This window comes from Capnocytophaga sp. (assembly GCF_030532915.1).
GTDB lineage: Bacteria > Bacteroidota > Bacteroidia > Flavobacteriales > Flavobacteriaceae > Capnocytophaga.
The window spans coordinates 64,612-78,521 of record NZ_JAUNKD010000011.1 but is presented as its reverse complement, the minus strand read 5'-3'; the positions used below and the strand labels follow the sequence as shown (position 1 = coordinate 78,521).

18 protein-coding genes are annotated in these 13,910 nt (G+C 39.5%); all 18 read left to right on the top strand.

Going from position 1 to position 13,910, the window contains the following annotated elements; all coding sequences use genetic code 11:
* Window positions 1–179 precede the first annotated feature (179 nt).
* Window positions 180–1,184 carry a DUF4421 family protein gene (locus Q4D72_RS05160; RefSeq protein WP_303076504.1) on the top strand — a complete coding sequence of 335 codons (1,005 nt, stop codon included), beginning with the start codon at window positions 180–182 and terminating at the stop codon, window positions 1,182–1,184.
* Window positions 1,185–1,385: 201 nt separating this feature from the next.
* Window positions 1,386–1,979: a hypothetical protein gene (locus tag Q4D72_RS05155; protein WP_303076502.1), complete on the top strand. Its 594-nt coding sequence runs from the start codon at window positions 1,386–1,388 to the stop codon at window positions 1,977–1,979.
* 30 nt (window positions 1,980–2,009) lie between these two features.
* The gene (locus Q4D72_RS05150) at window positions 2,010–2,432 is read left to right on the top strand and encodes a hypothetical protein (protein WP_303076501.1); all 423 of its coding nucleotides are present in this window, start codon (window positions 2,010–2,012) and stop codon (window positions 2,430–2,432) included.
* A 22-nt stretch (window positions 2,433–2,454) separates the two neighbouring features.
* A complete protein-coding gene (locus tag Q4D72_RS05145) occupies window positions 2,455–2,958 on the top strand; it encodes a hypothetical protein (protein WP_303076500.1) in 504 nt (167 codons plus the stop codon).
* 505 nt (window positions 2,959–3,463) lie between these two features.
* On the top strand, window positions 3,464–3,919 hold the full coding sequence (locus Q4D72_RS05140; RefSeq protein WP_303076499.1) for a DUF2004 domain-containing protein: 456 nt from the start codon (window positions 3,464–3,466) through the stop codon (window positions 3,917–3,919).
* A 49-nt stretch (window positions 3,920–3,968) separates the two neighbouring features.
* On the top strand, window positions 3,969–4,949 hold the full coding sequence (locus Q4D72_RS05135) for a hypothetical protein (protein WP_303076497.1): 981 nt from the start codon (window positions 3,969–3,971) through the stop codon (window positions 4,947–4,949).
* Window positions 4,950–5,028: 79 nt separating this feature from the next.
* Entirely contained in the window at window positions 5,029–5,436 is a 408-nt protein-coding gene (locus Q4D72_RS05130; RefSeq protein WP_303076495.1) for a hypothetical protein, read from the top strand.
* A gap of 58 nt (window positions 5,437–5,494) precedes the next feature.
* Window positions 5,495–5,914, top strand: a complete 420-nt coding sequence (locus Q4D72_RS05125) for a DUF4304 domain-containing protein (RefSeq protein WP_303076493.1) — start codon at window positions 5,495–5,497, stop codon at window positions 5,912–5,914.
* A 122-nt stretch (window positions 5,915–6,036) separates the two neighbouring features.
* Window positions 6,037–6,564 carry a hypothetical protein gene (locus tag Q4D72_RS05120; RefSeq protein WP_303076491.1) on the top strand — a complete coding sequence of 176 codons (528 nt, stop codon included), beginning with the start codon at window positions 6,037–6,039 and terminating at the stop codon, window positions 6,562–6,564.
* Between the two features lie 36 nt (window positions 6,565–6,600).
* Window positions 6,601–7,284 carry a hypothetical protein gene (locus tag Q4D72_RS05115; RefSeq protein WP_303076489.1) on the top strand — a complete coding sequence of 228 codons (684 nt, stop codon included), beginning with the start codon at window positions 6,601–6,603 and terminating at the stop codon, window positions 7,282–7,284.
* Between the two features lie 34 nt (window positions 7,285–7,318).
* Window positions 7,319–8,212 carry a hypothetical protein gene (locus tag Q4D72_RS05110; RefSeq protein WP_303076487.1) on the top strand — a complete coding sequence of 298 codons (894 nt, stop codon included), beginning with the start codon at window positions 7,319–7,321 and terminating at the stop codon, window positions 8,210–8,212.
* A 14-nt stretch (window positions 8,213–8,226) separates the two neighbouring features.
* Window positions 8,227–8,673 (top strand): SMI1/KNR4 family protein, encoded by a 447-nt coding sequence (locus Q4D72_RS05105; protein ID WP_303076485.1) that lies wholly within the window; start codon window positions 8,227–8,229, stop codon window positions 8,671–8,673.
* Window positions 8,674–8,810: 137 nt separating this feature from the next.
* Entirely contained in the window at window positions 8,811–9,440 is a 630-nt protein-coding gene (locus tag Q4D72_RS05100; protein ID WP_303076484.1) for a hypothetical protein, read from the top strand.
* A 110-nt stretch (window positions 9,441–9,550) separates the two neighbouring features.
* The gene (locus Q4D72_RS05095) at window positions 9,551–10,564 is read left to right on the top strand and encodes a hypothetical protein (RefSeq protein WP_303076483.1); all 1,014 of its coding nucleotides are present in this window, start codon (window positions 9,551–9,553) and stop codon (window positions 10,562–10,564) included.
* 446 nt (window positions 10,565–11,010) lie between these two features.
* A complete protein-coding gene (locus Q4D72_RS05090; protein ID WP_303076481.1) occupies window positions 11,011–11,781 on the top strand; it encodes a hypothetical protein in 771 nt (256 codons plus the stop codon).
* A gap of 85 nt (window positions 11,782–11,866) precedes the next feature.
* A complete protein-coding gene (locus tag Q4D72_RS05085) occupies window positions 11,867–12,328 on the top strand; it encodes a hypothetical protein (RefSeq protein WP_303076480.1) in 462 nt (153 codons plus the stop codon).
* Window positions 12,329–12,443: 115 nt separating this feature from the next.
* On the top strand, window positions 12,444–13,358 hold the full coding sequence (locus tag Q4D72_RS05080; RefSeq protein ID WP_303076479.1) for an NTF2 fold immunity protein: 915 nt from the start codon (window positions 12,444–12,446) through the stop codon (window positions 13,356–13,358).
* Window positions 13,359–13,431: 73 nt separating this feature from the next.
* The coding region (locus Q4D72_RS05075) for a DNA-3-methyladenine glycosylase I (RefSeq protein WP_303076477.1) at window positions 13,432–13,910 on the top strand (479 nt) is incomplete at its 3' end.

Sequence of the window (13,910 nt, the reverse complement as noted above, 5' to 3'; positions counted from 1 at the left end):
TTGAGTTGGTACAATGCAAAATTGAGTCCGTACAACGCAAATTTGACACCATAAAAGCAAAAAATGGTTCAACCGAAACAAGGTAACGGCATATTGTCTACGTCCATACAGCAAAAATAACGAAATTGATACACAATTTATGGCGTATGTACCAAAAAATATACAAAAATAAGTCGCTTATGAAGAAAATAATCACAATGATGACCCTTTTGATGAGTTTACAAGTGGCGGCACAGTTGCCCGAGAGCCCGTTTATATCGTATAGGTACAAAATCGCACCGAGTATAACCTATTTTGACTCATCGAGCGAGTATTTTTTGCAATATAACGATGGAAAAGAGCGGCACACAATGACCCTAAAACCCAATACGCAGAAACAATTGGTTTTCGGACTGAATTACCACCTGCTCAGCGTGAATTTCGGGGTTACGCCGGGCTTTATGCAGGTCAATAAGGACACACAAAAGACCAAACAATTCAATTTAGGCATCAATATCAGTTCAAAAAAGTGGTTTCATACCCTAAATGTTGCCCATCGCAAAGGATATTTTATGGATTTTAACGAAATTAACGGATTTTACTCCAAAATCAGTACGCTAAAACTCGGCGGAAGCACCGCTTTTGTGCTAAACGACCGTTTTTCGTATCGTTCGCTGGCAAAAAATACCGAATGGCAGCAAAAAAGTGCCGGAAGTTTCGTGGCAAATACCTCGTTTAACTACACGAAGCTTAATTTTGGTGATGATAAGGATAAAATATACGCCGAAATGTACAACATTATGCTTGCTCCGTCCTATTATTACAATTTTATTATCAAACGTAACTTTATGATTTCCATCGGATTGATGGTGGGGACGGGTTTTAACTTTTCCGATAATGATTTCGACCCGATTTATGAGCTAACGGGGCATTTGCGACTGGCTTACAATCAGGAAAATTTCTTTTCGTTCGTGGCAATCAACGAAACCAACACCTCACAGAAGGCAAAAGACGGCTCGTTTGACGATGTTTACAGCACGCTACGCATCGGCATCGGCTATCGCTTTGACGCTCCGAAGAAAGTAAACAAAGTCTTCGATGATTTTGAGCATTTTTACAAGAAAAAACTCAATTCGGTCAATATTTTTAAGAAAAAAGAAGCCGAAACCACCCAACAACAACGGAAAAAGGACGTTTTTATTTAAATTTAAGCCGAAATTGACAGAAAAATAACGAAATGAATACGCTTTAAACAGCGTATCAATCCGATGCGGGGCAAACTATTTTTTGTTCAAAAGCGGAAAAAAGAAATATGTTGTATCTTCACGATAAAAATCCCTATTTTTGCGAAATAATTAACGCCCTACAACTCCCTCTCTTTCGGAGGGGGCTGGGGGGAGGAGGCTATGAAAAAGATATACAAAACAAAATACACCCATCTTTGGGAGGCGGGGACTTGGGTGATTTGTCCTGATTGTCAGCGGTATGCGGTGGTGCGGCATACGGGCGAGGCGTTCCCCAATCACGCCGTTTTGAAGTGTCAGCACTGCGGACTGGTCAAAAAAAGTGCCGATTTGTCGCTGTTTCAGCGGATTATTGCCTTGAATTGTCCGTTTTGTGGCGACAAAATCGAGCTGAAACAACCAAGTCTGAAAGAAAAAATGCCGTCAATCGGCGTAAAATGCTCAAAATGCAACCATTCGATATCCGTACAGCCCAAATACGAACCCGATTACGACCAAATCAATCGCGATACGGTAAACGGACTGATGTGCGACAACACCTTTGGACTGCCGTATTTCTTCCAAGAAACGGTGCGAGGCAACCTGTTTTGGGCGAAAAACGACAAGCATCTGCTTGAAATGGCGCATTATATCAGTTCGGATTTGCGTGTGCGTGTGGGAATGTCGATGGTGGCAAAACTGCCCACTTTTATCAAAATTAAGAAAAACAAAGTCTTGATTTTAAAGATTTTGGAAAAATGGAAAAAGCAATTTTAAGCAAAGGCAATTAAAAACACAAAAAAAACGATGAAAATCATTGACCCAAAAACAGGCGATTTTTTGCTGATAGACGGCATTACCATCACTAAAACAACCACTTACAGCGAACTGAGAGAAAAATTCCCCGATTGTCCGTATTGGGAAGTCGGTACGGGCTACTTTTGGCTGTATTTTAAAGATATTCAGCGAGATGAACTACTGTTTTACGCCAATCTTTGCTTTTTGGGTGAAGCGTTGCAATTCATCGCTTTTGGATTTTGGAAAACGAACGAAGAAGCCCCCACTTGGGAAAATTTTGAGGAAAAAATCGAACTGAAAAGACAAAAATCCTATCAAAAATGGCTCATCAACCACTTGGGAGGGAGCGACTTTGATTGGGGAAAAGCCTACGCCCATTACAGCCCCAAAAGTTCCCTTTCCGAAATGTTTTTGCAATATAAAAAGGATTGAAAAACGACCTCAAAAATCATTTATGACCACGCATTATTACAAAATTGACGATAAAAACACGGATTTTTGCACAAAATTCCTCGAATTGGACGCTGATTTTTACTGCATACGGCAAATTGTTTGCAAAAATGAGCGTTTGATAAACTCATCTATCGAGGTGGAGGGCGAATTTTTCCTACCGGAAGGCAGTTTTGAAGCATTTTTACCCTTTTTTACCCAAAAAATAAGCCAAAACGACTTTGAAAAGCTGTGGGAACGCTCCAAAAAGCCGTATTTATCCGCGTGGAATGCCTTAAAACAGTCCGCTTCGGTGGGAAGTGAGGCAAACGGACGAATCGTGTGTTTTTATCCGCAGGGCATCGTTTTGGATATGGGGCAATCTTTTTACGGAATTGCTGATTATCAGGCGTGTAAGGCGATTTTCGGTATGGAAAATCTGTATCCGAATACGATTCTACCGCTAAAAATCAGCGGTTTTGATCAAACGCATTTTTGGGTGCAACTCAGTGCTGAATTTTATAGCTAACTCTATACAATTTGTCTTTTTTCGTACTTTTGGCTTGAACCAAAAGTACCAAAAGTTCAAGACTTTGGATACTTCACTAAAAATCAATTCATTTCACTGAAAATCTCCAAACTTGCTCCCTACGGTCGCTTCGGACAGTGGATATTTTCTGCGTTTCATTCATTGATTTTTTTAACGCTTCGTCTCCAAGGTCGGAGGCTCATTCTTGAAAATAACGACAATTTAAAATGGTTTAGCTATAAAAAGTAAAAAAAAAATGAAAACAGGACGATTGTTTCAACATCAAATGCTTGATTTTGATAATTTCCTCCAAATCCCAAATTTCTCTTTAAAAAATAGGTGTTTTAATAGGTTGATAATTAATGTAAAATGCAATTTTCAGTTTAATTTTGGCGTTAAAATAGCTGATAATCTTTGAATTGGCATATCTTTGCTAAAAATAGTTGAAAAACATCGTTTCGGCTAAAAAAATCGTATAAATTTAATTTTAAAAATATAAAAAAATATGACTACGACAATTAAACATCCTTATTTTGGTGAATTGGAGGCTGATAATGTTTCAGGACTTGGTTTTTGGGATTTTCCGTTTGATTTTCAGGGCGAACCTCTTGATGTAGCCCTTTGGGAAGTAGAAGAAAATAAAGGGATTAGCACCGAAAAACTTGATTTTTTCGCCGACTTTTTGAAGGACTTTGAGCATAAAAATCAGTTGGCTCGTCAGGCATTGCAAAATTATCTTAATGAAGACGATTATTACATCACTTTTCATAAAGATGATATGCAGTTGGTTGTTCCTGAGTTAGTTACTGATTTTGTGGAAGCGATGGTAATTAGCGGAATCGGCTGTTGGGGCGATGGCGTGATTGTGATAGACTATATGATTGACCCTGATGAAAGCGACGAAATTTTGGCAGTAAAATTTGACCAAACCGGTAACATAAAAATTGTTTGGGAAAGTTGAAAACACCCTAAAATCGTTTTGTAATTTTTATTGATTTAACGCTCATTTTATGCTTACTAAAATATTTGAAATCAACGATTTATTCGAATTAAGGCGATACCTGCTTTCGGTTGAAAATCAGGCAGCACTGCAAAAACAACTGCAAGAGGCATTTCTGCGATTTGCCCACTACCAAAACGCCGGTGAGTGGAACGCAGCGGTGCGGATTTGCGAGTGCTTGGCAATGGTCGGTTGGGGTGATTTTGAGCCACTTGAAGCCCTGCGAGGCAAGTTTTACAACGGCAGTTTTCAGACCTATTTTTTGAACGAATTTGGCGAGACGCGGTTTGTTTCGGCGGATTGGTCGAAACGGAAAACAGGGCTTACCATTTCAGAGGCTTTTTATTACGAAAGTCCCAACCAAATCAGCTCGTTAGCGTCAGGGCAATACGCTGTAAATGAGGATATTCAAGATGTTGCTTTGCAAAGCCAACGCAATTGGATTGCTAAAAATCCTATCCGAATTCGCCGAATTATCAGCAATTGTTACGAAAATTCGCGTCCTGTGATTGAGAGCTTATTCACTGATTTACAGCCCGAACTTAACCGCCAAATGCGACCTCAAAAATACGGAAACGCCCTCAATTATCTGTTTTTGACCTGCGAATTTAGCTATTTTGACGATATTTTTGTGAAAACCAATTTCATCATCGCCGAAACGGACAAAAAACTCACGTCCCAAAAGGCGTGGGAGCTGTTGCACGAACGATTTTCTGCCGAAGAAATCAAGGAAAACCGCTATTTTTTACGCAATCGTTATGAGTTGGGAGCTTTACGGAAAAACACAGGCAAAGCCGACATCGTTCTTCATTTTGAAAAAGAATTTAGCGACTTGCCCCACCAAGAACAAAAACAGAAAATCGCCGAGTATTTTTTGACCGCCCTAAATGCTTTCGCCCAAAAACAAAAGAAAATCCAATATGATTTTGATTTGATGATAGCTGATTTTGAGCGAATTATACAAGAGTGGCAAAACAAAAAAATTGGTTGAAAATCAGGCAACACTGCAAAAACAATTGCAAGAGGCGTTTTTGAGTGTAACTCAGTGTTGAATTTTAAAAACTAAAAAAATGAAAACAGGACGATTATTTCAACATCAAATGTTTGATTTTGATGGACTTAACGGACAAAAAATAACTCGCTTGGTTGCCGTTTATGAGGATGAATTTTCGGACAATGTGGTGATGGTTTATTTAAAAACCGAAAATCAGCCGTGGCATTCTTTCTTTTTGGAGCCGGGCTATGGTGCTTGGGAAAATTGGCAAGAGTTTGATTTAGAGGAAGATGACGGGTATTTTTATAGCGACAAAACCGATGATTTCCGACTTAAAAATGCGGTAATTGAGCGAATTTTCTGTACGCTTGACGAAAACGAAAATAGCCGGATTTCCATTCAATGTACTGATAATAAAATTATTACCCTAAAAACCGTAGGCGAAAAGGATATTTTGCAAATCTCAACTTTGGCAGAGTTTTGAACTTTGCCAAAGTTCGTTAAAAATCGCATCAAAATTACACTTCAAAAAAACTAAAAATATGACTGAAAAAACCAATGCACAGATGGCTTTTGATGAGGTTGTAAAAGCCGTTTACCAGCTCTTAAAACCCTTGGGATTTAAGAAAAAAGCCCTGAATTTTTATCGGCAAGAGGCTGACATCGTGCAGTTTATTAACATTCAAAAAAGCGTTTATAACAGTGGTGAACACATCACTTTTACGTTGAATTTGGGCGTTGATGTGGCAGGGAAAAAATGCACTTCCATTCACGATTTTGCCGTGCGTGAGCGTATTGGTGCGGTAAAAAATAGCGGTGATTTTTGGTATGAATTTTCCGATGAAAGTACTATCTTTGTCCGAAAACAAAAATACCAAGCCGAAAAAGACTTGTTAATCAAGGATATAACCGATTTTGTATTGCCGTTTTTTGAGCGATTTAAAACCCAAAACGACATTTAGAAATTAAACGAATTTTTTATGAAATATTTAGGCGAATTTACGGCAGAAGATTATGGTTTTGGCTTGATTGCCACGGACTTATTCACAGCATATTTGGCTGAAAAAAAATGCAGGGCTAAAAAATGATTTCCTATTTTGATAAAAAGAAGGAGGTGTTTTTTGACTTTATCAAAAATGGCAAAATTGTGCCTTTTTATCAAATTTCCCGCTTTGAATATTCTATTTTTATTGCCATAAATGACGAAAATCCGACACTGCCCACAGGCTGGCGAGAGGTGTATCGTTATGAAGATTTTTTTATGCAAGTGGGTGATTTACAAAAAGTTTGTTTGGCAAGTTTTTCGTATTTGGAGTATCATTTAGCGGGAATCAAAAAGAATATAACCGACAGATTTTCTGTAATCCCCACGGGAGCGGAGGGCGTTTTGGAGGAATACCATTCGGCTCGTGGATTTGATTTGCCCAAAGGCAATTATTATTTTGATTTAATCGGTTTGGAAAAAATAGAAAAAGGCAAACGAGAGAGTAAAAATTACGGTTTTGCTTTTGTTTTCCGCTCGGAAGAAAATGCTGTAAATCATAATTTTACAAAATGTAACAACGCCGATAATCAATATAAGTTTGACATCGTTTCACATCTGAAAAAATAAAATCCGTATAAAAACGATAGTAACAATTTTTAAGAAATGAAAAAACATCTTTTTTTAAAACTAAAAATGGGCATCATTGAGCAGTATGCGATGGTGGTCAAGAAAAAAGAGCTAAAGCATTGGGAGTCTTTGGGTTGGCGTACCTTTATGGAAATCGGTTTGCCCGAAGGTGATGATGAGGCGTATTTGTTGTACGGCAAAATCCGCAGGGGCGAAACACTGGTTTTCAATCGTCCGAAGTTGTTGAAAGATACGCCTTTTGATACGATTATCGGACTGACTATCAAGGGTTTTTGTACGCATTTAGGCACTTACGGAATGGGCGGGCCGGGCTTTTTTGGGTTGCATCTCAGTAATGGTGAGTACCTGACTTACGCCGTTTGGGGTGCGGACGATTATGTGCTGGTTGATGACCGCGTGGTGGCGTGTAACCCCAATTTGTACCACAAAACCAAACCGTGGGTTTCCAATTTTGGAGGCGATAACAACTGGGACGAGCTAACCGAATATATTTCAGAGAGTAAGATTGTTGATGTGGTGCTGAATGACGATGTTTGTCGTTTGATTTTACAAAAAGAAAAACGCACGATGACCCTTGAATTTGTCCGAAACGACCGCCGATTACCGCGAAAAACAGGACGCAAACGCAACGCCTACTCCAAAGGCACGATAGGCGATTACCTGCTTTTCCAACACGAAAACGCCACTTTAATCGTTTAGAATTTTAAGAATTTACTTAAAAAAGGAAAAAAATATGCTGACAGAAAATGTAATAAAAACCCTCGGTAAGGTCTATAAATCCGATGCGAGGCAATACGATTTGGACAAAAGTTTGTACCAGTATCAGTTGCCCCAAAATCTGACCGACAAACAAAGGCAAATCATCGCAGAGAGTGGTTTTTCGCTTAATAATATCGTTCATTATCAGCACGATACGGTAGTAAAACAACTAAAAGCAATTGCCGATACGCCCCATTTGGAGCAGAAAGTCAAACGCCTGTTTTTGAAAGCCGTTGGCGAGGGTTTTCATCGTGGGTTGCAACCTGTTTTCAGTTATTTTTTTGCCAAAAATATGCCCTTGCACACCTACCAACCGATGCCGAATGACGATGATGATGACGAAGACGAAATTCCGTGTAAGATTAGTGGTATTCCCTTGAAAATCTGGCATAACGACAGCGAAAATCGGTACGATTTGTACATCGGTTATTGTCGTTTGGGCGGTTATACCGAACTGCTTTTGGACTTGCAGGAAGTGCTTACTTTTGCCGATGAGGCGGTGAGTGAGGATTCGCTCCAAACCTTTCAGTCCCTCATCGAATTTATCAAACAAGCCGATACCGACGAAACGCCTTCCGCCTTGGAAAAACGCCTTTCACAAGCCAAATTATTGCCTAAAAGTACCTCTGTTTCACGCACTTGGCTCATTCAGATTTTGGCAGAATTGGGCATTTTACCCAACGCAATGGTCGAAAATTACAGCATTATGGACGCATTTTACTCGCACGAGTTGCGTGAAAAACAATACGAAATCTTGTTTGACAAAGCTCCGAACCACCGCGTAGAGGTGCATTTTCCGATTTCGGCGTGGCGAGGTGCTTTGGGCGTTGATGACCGCCGCGTTCAGGAATTTTTAAACGGTATTTAAAAATCATTAAAAATATGCAAAAATTACAAAGGCTTTTTAAAAATCATCACGATACCATTCATTTCGGAAAATCAGGCGTGGTTAAACCGCAGTGGATTAAGGAAGTAGAGGCAGAATTGGGCTTTGCCTTGCCAAAAAGTTATGTTTGGGCGATAACCGAATATCAATTCATTGATTTTAAGGGTTTTGGGGAAGTAAAGAGCATCGCTCCGCCTGAATTTCGAGAGGTGGCAGACAGCGATATTTTATACACCTATAAGGTAAATCTTGAAAATGGTTTTTTGAAAAATAATCAACTCTCGCTCTTGGAGTCGGACGAGGAGTTTTACTATTTTTTGGTAGAACCCAATCTTGACGACAACGAATATAAAGTGTATAAACGCGATTTGTATCTGACTGAAGATGTGCTGTTTGCCGATAATTTCACGGATTTTGTCGAAAAAATTATCGCTTTTCTCTGAAATTAAAATGAGAGAGTGAAAAATCATCGCGTGTCGAGGCTCTCGACCTTTGACAAAGTGCTAAAAACCACAAGATTGAGTTTAAAAAAAGGAAGATTGAGTAAAAAATAAAAGATAATCAACAAAATATAAAAAATATGACAACGAAAAAATTTGCCAAATATTTGGAAAAACAGTGCAAGGCGGTGATAAATTTTTCTTTAGAGCCGATGTTTGAGGATTATATCGCACAGGTCAATGGCAAACGCATTGGCGTGGCGTATAGCGACAAATTTTATGTGATGTACGCCCCTAAATCGGTGCGGTTCAAAGCGATAATGCCCGATGTCGAGCCTGTAAATCCGTTCGGTTGGGGGTATTACAAGCTGGTGGAAATCGAAAATCTGGATGACAGCGAAAAACTAAAAGAGCTTGTTATGGCGGTTTATAACGATCTGCACTTTGAAAATGAGTTTGTTATGGATATTGCTGCCTTGTTTTACAGCTATCAAAGTTATCCTGAAATCGTTGAAAAAATATACAATATGCACCTTACTTTTTTGCGTTTTTGCCACGAAAAAGGCTTGTTGCAGATGAATGTTGTGGATAGCCACGACCGCATTTTGAAAATGCACTTCACCAACGCCGACCTCACCGACAGCGGACAGCAAATCGTAGCACAACTACACAGAAAATGGCTGATTTACAACGATAAGAACGACAATCGCACCCCAATCCGCCTAAACGATGTCAAAAAATTAGAGAAATTTTATCAGGAGTTGGTGTGATTGGGAGAGCTGAAAATCTTTTTTCTTACGATGAACAGACATTAAAATGCCCAATTCCCCCCCCCCAAAAAAAAAATCCGTATCTTTGCAACCTATTAAAAACGAAGACTATGCACTTTAAACCATCAAACAGAGTTTATAAAACCCAAGAAATTCAAGGGGTTTCGGTGGCGGCGTTCATTGAAAACGGCGGTTATCATTTCACCGATTTGGACATTTACGAAAACGGACGCGTATATTGCTGGAATTTCCACGATTTTGAGATTTTTAAGCAAGAAGTAAATGACGAATGGGTGGTTTTGGAAGTGCCTGAGGGTGAGGATATTCGCATATTTGATTTGGGAAGTTGGAAAATCAAAAATCCGCAGTGGATTTTCACCAAGAAAACCTTTATCGCCTATGTGGAGAGCCTCATTCGTGAGATGAATCCGCAGTGGACGAACATCTATACCTACACCGAGAAAAAAATCAACGGTATTACCATTGGCGAACATGGAGAAGGAACTGTTTTTAAGGAAGTTACGGGTACAAATGGCTTTCGTTCCCAAAAAATTAATGCCAATAGTTTTAACTTATTTTACGAAGAATCAGGCGTTTATAACTTGGTGAAAATCATTGTTTTTGCCGATTACACTTTGCAAATCACTCGCCTTGAAAATCCGCTGGAAATCAGTTTTGATGAGTTTAAAAAATTGATTAAAACCAAAAAACTCGTTACCAATCCGCCTAAAAACGCACAGGTAACTATCTATGGATTAGGGAGTTTCACGATTGACGAGGAAAATTGGAGCGGAAACATCAAAGAAAAATTAGGCGAAACCGAAGAAATTTTTAGAAAGCTCAACAACGAGCCGACTTTGTTCGAGTTGTGCAAAAAAGCCTTCACCGATTTTAAGGAAAATCCAACCACCGCCAATCAGGAAAAATTACGCCTTGCCTACGAGCAAGTGCCTGAACATCAGCGGAAATACTTGGGCGATATGGATACCAAAGACACCGAAATCCGTATGATTATTTACGGAAAACAGGAGATTGAAAACTGGTCGCATTACCAAATTGCCAAAAAGTTGGGCGAACCGCTGCCAAACATTGAAATTCCACCGATTACAGACGATGAAGCGTAGGGAACAAAGTCCGCACTGCGGAGTATGTGAATATCCGTTCCACCGAAAACCATAACCAACTTTGCCAAAGTTTTAAAACTTTGGCAAAGTTCTTGCACATTACAAAAATTATCGTATATTTGCACCGAATTACAAGAAAATTTGTCTAACCTAAAAAAAAACACGAAGTAAAATGCTAAATATCAGTCAAAATACCTCAGTTTGTTTGCCATCGTTGGTGGCACGGCTTCGTGTTGTTGCATATTCTTAGAAAAATAGTATAACGAAATATCAAGACCCGAAGTCAGCAGATTTCGGGTTTTATTTTGTTGATAATGAACCTCTTTTAGCACTAAAACAAAATCGTTGTAGCAAAATAATTTCCGGAAATTTTTAAAAAATTTTTGAATTGTTTGACGCTTATTAGCCTCAAAACATTTTCAGATAAACACTTAAAAATCAGAAAAATGGGAAATTCATTTATAGAAAACTCGCGTCTTCGGTCGCGACGAACAAGAATACGCATCGCCAAGGAAGACGAAGAAAAATACATACGAAAAATTGAAAAACGATACAGGGAACTCTGGCGAATAAAACAGGAAATGCCCCTTGTACCGCTCGAAAAACCTTATCAGAAGGGCTTTGTGCGGTCGTTCGTGTTGCGTGATGATGTTGCCAAAAGCAAAATGGCGGACTTTTTTCAAGGGATTTTAGATAAAATTAACACTTGGCAATTTTCCGACAGCCGAAAATTTCAGAAGCGAAGACGAAGAAAAGGCAAGAAGATTTATGTCCCTCGTGAGCAGCGCCTCGAACGCATTCCCGCCTATCAATTTCCTGTTTACGGAAGGCGAAAATTCAGCGAAAGGGAACAGGCGTATTTCGTGAAAACCAGCTCGTATCGCGTGGTGAACAAGAAAATTTATACCGATTATTATTACGAATTTTGCGACCCTTGGCGATTTATTTTGCGTGTAAAACCTTATATTATAACGCATTACAAACCGCTTGACCTTGAAGTGGAACGCGAACTTGCCCAAGTGAGTGCCTATTTGGACAGCGACCGTGTCCGGGGTATTTTGCAGCGAAAAGTGTATTGCCGCCGTGGTGCGTGGAAATTTGTTGAAAAGAAAATCAGTAAAGCGAAATACAGGTACAATCCACTGAAAAACAATAATTTATCAAGAATGAAACTTTCCGCCACGGAAATCGCCTCCATTTTTGAAGAAGAATTTTAGTAATTTTGTAAAATAATTAAAAAATACTCAAAAACTGCCTTACTTTTGCGGTTAATTGTGTATTTTATTCAAAAATAATGTAAATATGACTGAAAACAATAACAAATCATATCTCAAACTTTTGAGGTTCAGTGGGGAAGAATTATATCCCATAGAAAAGGCTACTTGGCATTTTTATGAAGACGAGGACAATGAAAATGAAAATGCCGTGTGGTTAGAAATTGGATGTGAGTCGGGAATCCAATTGGCAGAAGACACAAAAGAACTGGATCAACAACCTTATTGGGAATTAACTATCCGTAAGAAAAACTTGCAAAAAAGTGATTTAACGGCTGGATTTAGGTGCGAAACGGAATATGACATCGAAGAGTCACTTTTCCAGTATTGCGAATGTGAAGAAACAGAGGATACTTCCGTTGAAATATTGGATAGAGAAGGCTCTCGTATTTTATTTCGTATTGAAGGGGAAGTAACAGATGTAAATTATTACGATGGCTCAAAACCAGCCAATAAAATTATTGTAGAGGCTTGGTTTGATGAAGATTAGCCCTATAAATTAAAAAATATATTTTTGTAAGACAATTTAAAAACGCCCCAGAGTTCTCCTCCTTGGGAGGAAGTCCGCGAGAGCGGAGTATGTGGAATAAGGGGAAGAGGAATCTATGAAAAAACCATTCACACTTGAAACCGCCCTTGAAGCCGTGAGCGAACGCTTTTGCAAGGGGCATCATTATAAGTATCAGCCTGTTACCGATGCGATGGTTGAGCATATTTGTCAGGTGAAATCGCTGGTGAATTTGGGCTTTATCGGCACACAAATCACCGATGCGTCTTTGGCGTATATGGCTACGCTTCCCAAACTCAAATTGTTGTTTTTGGAGGAAGACAAAAAGATTACAGGCGAGGGCTTTACGCATTTTTTACAGCACCCGAAACTGGAACATTTGGGGCTGGACAAAACCGCTGTGAACGACGAAACGCTCAAAATCATCGTGCAAATTCCGAAGCTGAAATCAGTGTCGCTCAAAGGCACAAAAGTAACTTTTGACGGACTGATGGCGGTGGCTTCCTGCCGAAAAATCAACTTTTATCTGGACGGCTCTTTTTCGCCCGAAGAGATAAAAACCTTTCAGCAAGCCCAACGCAACGCGGGAAAAAAGAAACTCGCTGTAAATCAAGACGATTTGGCTCACAACACCCAGTTGCTTCTTGCCTTTTTTGAGGAAATGACCCAGTGGGAAGCCTTTGCCTCTCAGGAAGATAGCTCCAAAAGCTGGGAGGAGCGTCGCACGGAGGTGCAGGAGCGTTGCCGAGCCATTTTTGCCAAATATTGCACCGACAAAAAACGCAGTGGTTACCGCCCTGATGCCATTTCGTATTCGATGATGGAAGGCGGTACTTACGGTAGTCATAAAATCATTGATAGCGAACAAGTTACCAAAAACAAAATGTACATTTACACCCAAGACAAACAAGGAACGCAACATCGGTTTTTGTGGGTTCGTAAAGCCGATTTGTGGCTATTGGACGATGCTCAAATCCATTTTGGGGGCAACTGGACAAAAAGCGGATTGTAATCCTAAATTTCAATTATATTTGGTTTAAAAACACGTTTCAAGGCTCCTAACAAAGAATTAAAAAGGATTGATAATGAATGAAATACGCTGTAATTGGTGCGAAAAGGACGATTTGTATCGCCAATATCACGACACCGAGTGGGGAAAGCCCGTCTATGATGATGCCACGATTTTTGAATTTCTGGTGCTGGAAAGTTTTCAGGCGGGACTGAGTTGGCACACCATTTTGAAAAAACGACAAGGTTTTAAGCTAGCTTTTGATAACTTTGATTATCGGAAAATCGCCCAGTATGACGATGAAAAAGTAGAAAAATTGATGCAAAACGAGCAAATTGTCCGCAATCGATTAAAAATTTTGGCAACTATCAACAATGCACGGCGTTTTATGGAAATTCAGCACGAATTTGGCTCGTTTTCCGCGTTTATTTGGCAGTTTGTGGGCGGAAAACCGATTATAAACTACCCCAAAACGCTATCGGAAGTCCCTGCCACGACCGAAATTTCCGACAAAATCGCCAAAGAATTAAAAAAACGAGGCTTTAAGTTTCTGGG

Excerpts from the sequence above, each read along its gene's own strand:
- Q4D72_RS05160 (WP_303076504.1), top strand. The coding sequence starts at position 180 with ATGAAGAAAATAATCACAATGATGACCCTTTTGATGAGTTTACAAGTG.
- Q4D72_RS05155 (WP_303076502.1), top strand. The coding sequence starts at position 1,386 with ATGAAAAAGATATACAAAACAAAATACACCCATCTTTGGGAGGCGGGG.
- Q4D72_RS05150 (WP_303076501.1), top strand. The coding sequence starts at position 2,010 with ATGAAAATCATTGACCCAAAAACAGGCGATTTTTTGCTGATAGACGGC.
- Q4D72_RS05145 (WP_303076500.1), top strand. The coding sequence starts at position 2,455 with ATGACCACGCATTATTACAAAATTGACGATAAAAACACGGATTTTTGC.
- Q4D72_RS05140 (WP_303076499.1), top strand. The coding sequence starts at position 3,464 with ATGACTACGACAATTAAACATCCTTATTTTGGTGAATTGGAGGCTGAT.
- Q4D72_RS05135 (WP_303076497.1), top strand. The coding sequence starts at position 3,969 with ATGCTTACTAAAATATTTGAAATCAACGATTTATTCGAATTAAGGCGA.
- Q4D72_RS05130 (WP_303076495.1), top strand. The coding sequence starts at position 5,029 with ATGAAAACAGGACGATTATTTCAACATCAAATGTTTGATTTTGATGGA.
- Q4D72_RS05125 (WP_303076493.1), top strand. The coding sequence starts at position 5,495 with ATGACTGAAAAAACCAATGCACAGATGGCTTTTGATGAGGTTGTAAAA.
- Q4D72_RS05120 (WP_303076491.1), top strand. The coding sequence starts at position 6,037 with ATGATTTCCTATTTTGATAAAAAGAAGGAGGTGTTTTTTGACTTTATC.
- Q4D72_RS05115 (WP_303076489.1), top strand. The coding sequence starts at position 6,601 with ATGAAAAAACATCTTTTTTTAAAACTAAAAATGGGCATCATTGAGCAG.
- Q4D72_RS05110 (WP_303076487.1), top strand. The coding sequence starts at position 7,319 with ATGCTGACAGAAAATGTAATAAAAACCCTCGGTAAGGTCTATAAATCC.
- Q4D72_RS05105 (WP_303076485.1), top strand. The coding sequence starts at position 8,227 with ATGCAAAAATTACAAAGGCTTTTTAAAAATCATCACGATACCATTCAT.
- Q4D72_RS05100 (WP_303076484.1), top strand. The coding sequence starts at position 8,811 with ATGACAACGAAAAAATTTGCCAAATATTTGGAAAAACAGTGCAAGGCG.
- Q4D72_RS05095 (WP_303076483.1), top strand. The coding sequence starts at position 9,551 with ATGCACTTTAAACCATCAAACAGAGTTTATAAAACCCAAGAAATTCAA.
- Q4D72_RS05090 (WP_303076481.1), top strand. The coding sequence starts at position 11,011 with ATGGGAAATTCATTTATAGAAAACTCGCGTCTTCGGTCGCGACGAACA.
- Q4D72_RS05085 (WP_303076480.1), top strand. The coding sequence starts at position 11,867 with ATGACTGAAAACAATAACAAATCATATCTCAAACTTTTGAGGTTCAGT.
- Q4D72_RS05080 (WP_303076479.1), top strand. The coding sequence starts at position 12,444 with ATGAAAAAACCATTCACACTTGAAACCGCCCTTGAAGCCGTGAGCGAA.